The sequence below is a fragment of the Methanoculleus nereidis genome (genome assembly GCF_032944295.1).
Taxonomy (GTDB): Archaea; Halobacteriota; Methanomicrobia; order Methanomicrobiales; family Methanoculleaceae; genus Methanoculleus; species Methanoculleus nereidis.
The window spans coordinates 1-6,021 of the sequence record NZ_JABFFQ010000020.1 but is presented as its reverse complement, the minus strand read 5'-3'; the positions used below and the strand labels follow the sequence as shown (position 1 = coordinate 6,021).

The window sequence follows — 6,021 nt, the reverse complement described above, 5'->3', positions numbered from 1 at the left end:
GAGGGGCTGACGGGGAGGGGGGAGTATTCCCCACTCCCCTGTCCCCACCCCCCTCCGTGGCGATATCCACAGGAAATCCGTGTCCGGGGTGTATAAACAACACCAGAACCCATGCACTGTGGAACCCTTTGCACTGCGCCAGACCACAATAGCAACAAGCGATAATTATCCAAACCAATCTATCGGATACCAGTTTTAAGACACTCCATCCCCCCGCTTTATCGCCCCGCGGGGCCAATACCATGAGGATGAAGCTGCTCTTCGAACTCTCCGGCGAGCACCCCGACCTCCCGGCCGCGGAACTGGAGTGCGTGGGAACCGTCCTCGACCGCCGGGCCCAGGTCGCGGTCGCCGAGTGCCCGGAACCGAAGGCCGCCGGGCGCCTCGCCCTGACGCACGCGGTGATGGAGTACCTCGGGGAGTGCGAGCCCACGCGGGCGGCGTTTGAGGATCTCCTCCGCGACCTTGCGATCACGACCGAGAAGCCGTTCGTCGGCCGGGGGAAGATGATCCAGGGGAGCAGGATGGATATCGAGCGGCTCGACCTGGAACGGCTGATCGGGACCCTGATCGCCGGCCCGGTTTCGCTCCGCGATCCGGTCGAGGAGTACCGCGCCGTCGTCTCGGAAGACCGCTGCTACTTCGGCCGCGTCATCCAGAAGATCGACCGGGGGGCCTTCGAGGCGCGGAACCCTATGCGCCGGCCGTTCTTCCACCCCGGCGTGATGATGCCCCGGATGGCCCGGGCGCTCGTCAACATCTCCCTCGTCCGCCCCGGCGAGAGGGTCTTCGACCCCTTCTGCGGCACCGGCGGGATCCTGCTTGAGGCCCGGGAGATCGGCGTCCGGATCCTCGGGAGCGACTTCGACCCCGCGATGGTCGACGGCTACCGGCAGAACCTCCCGGGGTCGGACGTGATGATCGCCGACGCTACGGCGGTCCCGATCTGCGACGGGGCGCTTGATTCGGTCGTGACCGATCTGCCCTACGGCCAGTCGGTCCGGATCCACGGGGACAGCATGGACCGGCTCTACGACGGATCGCTCGCGGAGATCCGGCGCATCCTCCGGCCGGGGAGGCGCGCGGTCGTCGTCACGCACCGCGACATCACGGGTATCGCCGCCCGCCACTTCACCGTCCTGCAGGAGCACGAGCAGCGGGTGCACAAGAGCCTGACCCGCCGGATCCTGGTGCTCGGGTGACGGTACCGACCCTGATTTTATGAGGTCGCCCGCCGAATTTTATATGTGGAAGTAAATTTTAAGAGATACGGCCTCTATCTCGTCCGGTGGCAGCTCTCGACGCCAATTCTCGCCGGGGTGCTCGCGCTGCTCGGGGGGCTCGGGGCGCTCACCGCCACCATCATCGCAAACCTCATCGGCGGCCTCATCTTCTTCTGGGTCGACCGGTTCATCTTCACCTCCGAGGCGCTCGCCGCCCAGTGGGAGGTCAAAGAGGAGGTCCGGTGCGTGGACTGCGGGAAGGTCGCCCGGGGCTACCGCCTGGTCCGGGCAGAAAACTACGACAAATCGAAGGATCCTGCGCCCGAGTTCCGGTGCGAGGAGTGCTCGAAGAAGAAGTCCGAGGAACTCAAGAAGCGGGGTGTGAAGCACTGAAGGGGAGAGGATCGACAGGGCTCAGCGCGATTTAGTAAGATAGTGCTGAGGGTTCATGCTCCTTTCTTTTTGCCGCACCTGCCCGTGTACGGGTTTCCCATGGATATCGCACCTTCGGTGCTCCCGCTCCGTTCCTGCCGGAACGTCGCTTATCGCCACGCGGGGTGGGGCTGACGGGGAGTGCGATGGGCGGAATGCGACCGGTCGCCAGAGCGGGAGCATGAGCACCGAAGGTGCGAACGCCCGGAGCTCGACCACCGTCAGGTGGGGAGGGGGGAGTATTCCCCCCTCTCGGGGATAGCCACCACGGTCCAGAGCACAGGGTTTTTGCATCACACCAACTTGTTCTGCCATCCTCAGTCGAACACCTGCACTCCGCAAACCCAGCACTTGAGATTCTTCTGTCACAACCCCACCCCGACCCCCACCGCCGCCAGCACCGCGCAAACCCCCACCTGGACCGCCACGTTGTCGTCGAGCGGGAAGAAGGCCTCGATGATCCCGGCAACGGCCGCCACGACCGCGGCCGCCCACCAGGGGATCAGGAAGGAGAGCGCGAGCGCGGCCGCCGCCGCCCCGGCAACCGTCCCCTCGAGCGATTTGTTCCCGACGAGGGTGTGCCGCCCGAAGCGCAGCCCGACAAGGGTCGCGACACTGTCGAGCACCCCGACCGTGACGAGGCCGACCGCCGTGTACTCGCGGCCGAAGACCGCGAGGCAGAAGAGCGCCCCGGCGGCGTAGGCGATCCCGCCCTTGAGCGGCACCTTCCCGGTGCGCTCCGACTCGTCCATCACCCGCGAGAGGACCGGGACGTCGTAGCCGCGGGTGAAGGCGTCGCAGGCGAGGAACTGGAGGACGAGCGCGGCGCTCACGAACACGAATGCCCACCGGTCGTCCAGGCGGAGGATCACCGCCGCACCGAGGACCCCCATGAGCAGATGGATAGTCTGGCGGAACGTTTCGCCCATCACACCCGGATAGCGGCCCGGAGAGATAAAGCATCGTGATGGTGCCCGGCCATTGCCGGGGAGCAGTCACCTTAAAGTAGTCTCCTTCCATCCAACACCCCTGAGGGAGAAGAAGATGGCAGAGATACGAAAGTATGTCAACCCCCCCGCCGCCGAAGTGATATGCGAGTTCCGGTTTCCCGAGGATATCCCCTGGGATATGACCTATCCGGGCATGCTCTACAGCCACTTAAAAGACACCTACCCGAAGAGAGACCAGCGCTATGTGCGCGAGGTAGTCATGCTCCTCGGCCCGGAAGGGCTCCGCGAGGAGCTCCTGGTCGGCGAACGGTCGATCTTCCTCGCCGAGGACGAGGGCTGTGCGGTCCAGGTCGGGCCCCGGCTGCTCTCGGTCAGTTGCCAGAAGCCGTACGTCCACTGGGAGGCCTTCTCGGAGCGGATCCACGGTGCGTTCGAACGGTTCCGGGAGGTCGTCAGCGCCGACGCCATCGGCACCATGAACCTGCGCTACGTCAACCTCATCGAGATCCCCGAAGCGGAAGTGACGCTCTCGGACTACTTCGCCTTCTACCCAGTCATCCCGCCGGAACTCCCGCGGGTCCCGGCGGGGTTCATCACCGGGTGCGAGTTCTCGTTCCACGACAACCGCGACAACTGCCGGGTGGAACTCACCGATGCCGTGCCCGAGTCGACGGGACACAACGCGTTCCTCTTAAACATCGACTACTTCCTGTCGGAAGAGAAGAGCATCCCGATCGATGGGGTGGCCGACTGGCTGGAGATCGCCCACACCCACGTGCGGGATATCTTCGAGGCCTGCATCAGGGACACTCTCCGCGACCTCTTCACCATCAGGGAGGAAGTGCCAGTGGCGGCACGGTGAGGATGATAGCGCCCTCGACCTCCGGCAGGCTTGAGCGCTGGACGCTGCCCGACCTCGATGCGGCGGTCGGGCGGTGCCGGGCGCAGAACGCCCGGGGCATCCGGTGCATCCTCGACGCGCTCGGCGAGTACGCCCGAAGCGAGCGGCAGGTCCGGGAGAACCTGGAGCGCTCTTCTGCCGCCATAGCCGCGATCGGGGAGCAGGGCCTGGACGCATCGCTCAGCGTAAAGATAACCGCGCTCGGTGCTCTCATCTACCGGGATTCCGCCCGGGAATCCCTGATCAGGCTCTGCAGCGGGGCGCATGCACGCGGTGTCGGGTTCGAGGTGGATATGGAGGGGCGGGGACTCGTGGAAACGACGGTCGATGCCGCCGTCGCCTGCGCAAGGCAGGGGTTGCCGGTGACGCTCGCCCTCCAGACCTCCCTCGACCGCGTCGTCCGCCACGGGGTCAGGCCCCGCCTGGTGAAGGGAGCCTATGGAGCGGATACGCACGACCCCGGCGAGGTCCGGGAGCGCTTTCGCACGCTTGCAGCAGGACTCCTCGACCGGGGCGTGCCCTTCTCGGCCGGCACCCACGACCCGGACCTCGTCGCATGGCTGGTGGAGCGTGCGGGCGAGAAGGTCGAATTCGGGTTCCTGATGGGGCTTGCGGACGAGATGAAACTCCGGCTCGCGAAAGAGGGGCGCGCCGTCGCGGAGTACGTGCCCTTCGGTGGGCAGGCGGCGGCGTATGTCGCCCGGCGAGAGGCGTATCTCGCGGGGCTGGCAGCGGAGGGGAGGGCGCCGGTGCCGTAGCGCTCTCGCATCCGGAGAGGTTAGCCATGATCCAGACACGGGGAAGCGGCATACTCCTGCACATCACGTCCCTGCCGTCGGCGTACGGCATCGGCGACTTCGGCCCGGCGGCTTACCGGTTCGTCGAGGCGCTTGAGCGAGCCCGGCAGCACTACTGGCAGATTCTGCCGCTCAACCCGACAGAGACCGCGTACGCCCACTCACCCTATAGCAGCCCGTCGGCGTTTGCCATGAACACCCTCCTCATCAGCCCGGAGATGCTCGTCCGGGAGGGGTTCCTGAGGAAGATCGACCTGGAGCCGGCGCCCGACTTCCCGGAGGAGCGGGCGGCGTACGAAGCGGCCGCCTGGTACCGGGAACGGTTGTTTGCGGTTGCGTATGAGCGGTTTCGCCACTCCGGGCCGGATCGCAGGTTTGAAGCGTTCTGCGACGGGAACAGGTGGTGGCTCGACGACCACGCGCTCTTCGTCGCGCTCAAAGGCCATTTCCGCGGGCAGGCGTGGAACCGGTGGCCGGAGGAGATCCGGGTCCGGGAGCCGGAGGCTCTCAAAGAGCTGCGCGAACGGCTTGACGGCCGGATCCACAAGGAGACGTTCCTCCAGTACATCGCCGCCAGGCAGTGGTCGGCCCTCCGGCGCTACTGCACCGGACGGGGCATCCAGGTCATCGGCGACATCCCGATCTACGTCGCGTATGACAGCGTCGACGTCTGGGCGAACCCCGGGATCTTCAAACTGGACGAAGACCTCCGCCCGACCGTTGTCGCCGGGGTGCCGCCCGATATGTTCAGCAAGACCGGGCAGCTCTGGGGGAATCCGGTCTACGACTGGCCGGCACTCCGAACGCGCGGCTACGACTGGTGGATAAGCCGGATCGCCCGGTCCGGCGAACTCTACGACCTCTTCCGGATCGACCACTTCCGGGCGTTCGCCGACTACTACGAGGTCCCCGCGGGCGGCGCGACGGCCGAAAACGGCACCTGGGTCGACGGGCCGGGAGCCGACTTCTTTGAGACGCTCGCCCGGCGATATCCCTGCTTTGCCATCATCGCCGAGGACCTGGGGGCGAACACCCCGGCCGTCCAGTCCCTCCTCGACCGGTTCGCCTTCCCGGGGATGAAGATCCTCCTCTTCGCGTTCGGCGAGGGGATCGAGAAGACCCCCCATATCCCCCACAACTACGTCCATAACCTCATCTGCTACACAGGGACGCACGACAACAACACGGCGAGAGGGTGGTTCGAGGAGGAGGCCTCGGACGAGGACAAACGGCGGTTCTTCGCCTACGCCGGGCGGGAAGCGGCGGCGGACGAGGTCCACCGGGAACTCGTCCGCCTGGCAATGACCTCGGTCGCCCGGGCGTGCATCGTCCCGATGCAGGACCTTCTCGGGCTCGGCGCCGCAGCACGGATGAACTACCCCTCGACCACCCGGGGGAACTGGATATGGCGGATGACACCGGAGGAGTTCGCCGGTGCGCCGTTTGAGTGGCTCCGCGAACTCACGGAACTCTCCGGGCGTGGGTGAGGCGGCGGTGTGATCCACGACTGTGCCAAGTGTGCTTCGGAATCTTTCGCCGAATTCTGCTGGGTAATGACTCGCATCCATAAAAGAGCAGATGGAGAATGGATGATGGCTGACAAAGGAACCTCTCGGAGGGTATCACATTTCGTACCATACCCTACAATTCCCTTCAGTTGTATCTGGCACGGTTTTCAAGGGGATATCGCGTTTGGGGGAGGGGTTGCAGGGGAGGGG

The 6,021-nt window shown here is 65.6% G+C and carries 6 protein-coding genes; 5 read left to right on the top strand and 1 reads right to left on the bottom strand.

The window, feature by feature from the left end:
• The first annotated feature begins 248 nt into the window (after nt 1-248).
• Together HL657_RS13365 and HL657_RS13360 are read left to right on the top strand one after the other, a co-directional pair.
• On the top strand, nt 249-1,202 hold the full coding sequence (locus HL657_RS13365; protein ID WP_317297311.1) for a methyltransferase domain-containing protein: 954 nt from the start codon (nt 249-251) through the stop codon (nt 1,200-1,202).
• A gap of 45 nt (nt 1,203-1,247) precedes the next feature.
• Complete coding sequence (locus HL657_RS13360) at nt 1,248-1,616, top strand: hypothetical protein (protein ID WP_317297310.1); 369 nt, start codon at nt 1,248-1,250, stop codon at nt 1,614-1,616.
• A 404-nt stretch (nt 1,617-2,020) separates the two neighbouring features.
• On the opposite strand, the gene HL657_RS13355 is transcribed toward HL657_RS13360, so the two are convergent.
• Complete coding sequence (locus HL657_RS13355) at nt 2,021-2,584, bottom strand: diacylglycerol/polyprenol kinase family protein (protein WP_317297309.1); 564 nt, start codon at nt 2,582-2,584, stop codon at nt 2,021-2,023.
• A 115-nt stretch (nt 2,585-2,699) separates the two neighbouring features.
• On the opposite strand from HL657_RS13355, the gene HL657_RS13350 reads away from it, so the two are divergent.
• From HL657_RS13350 to malQ, 3 genes are read left to right on the top strand one after another with little or no spacing between them, the layout of a single operon-like run.
• Complete coding sequence (locus HL657_RS13350) at nt 2,700-3,467, top strand: TIGR04255 family protein (RefSeq protein WP_317297308.1); 768 nt, start codon at nt 2,700-2,702, stop codon at nt 3,465-3,467.
• Nucleotides 3,468-3,469: 2 nt separating this feature from the next.
• Nucleotides 3,470-4,264, top strand: a complete 795-nt coding sequence (locus tag HL657_RS13345; RefSeq protein ID WP_317297307.1) for a proline dehydrogenase family protein — start codon at nt 3,470-3,472, stop codon at nt 4,262-4,264.
• A 26-nt stretch (nt 4,265-4,290) separates the two neighbouring features.
• A complete protein-coding gene (gene malQ / locus HL657_RS13340) occupies nt 4,291-5,790 on the top strand; it encodes a 4-alpha-glucanotransferase (protein WP_317297306.1) in 1,500 nt (499 codons plus the stop codon).
• Nucleotides 5,791-6,021: the final 231 nt, after the last annotated feature.

Coding starts and splice junctions, on each gene's coding strand:
- HL657_RS13365 (WP_317297311.1), top strand. CDS start 249: ATGAAGCTGCTCTTCGAACTCTCCGGCGAGCACCCCGACCTCCCGGCC.
- HL657_RS13355 (WP_317297309.1), bottom strand. CDS start 2,584: ATGGGCGAAACGTTCCGCCAGACTATCCATCTGCTCATGGGGGTCCTC.
- HL657_RS13350 (WP_317297308.1), top strand. CDS start 2,700: ATGGCAGAGATACGAAAGTATGTCAACCCCCCCGCCGCCGAAGTGATA.
- HL657_RS13345 (WP_317297307.1), top strand. CDS start 3,470: ATGATAGCGCCCTCGACCTCCGGCAGGCTTGAGCGCTGGACGCTGCCC.
- malQ (WP_317297306.1), top strand. CDS start 4,291: ATGATCCAGACACGGGGAAGCGGCATACTCCTGCACATCACGTCCCTG.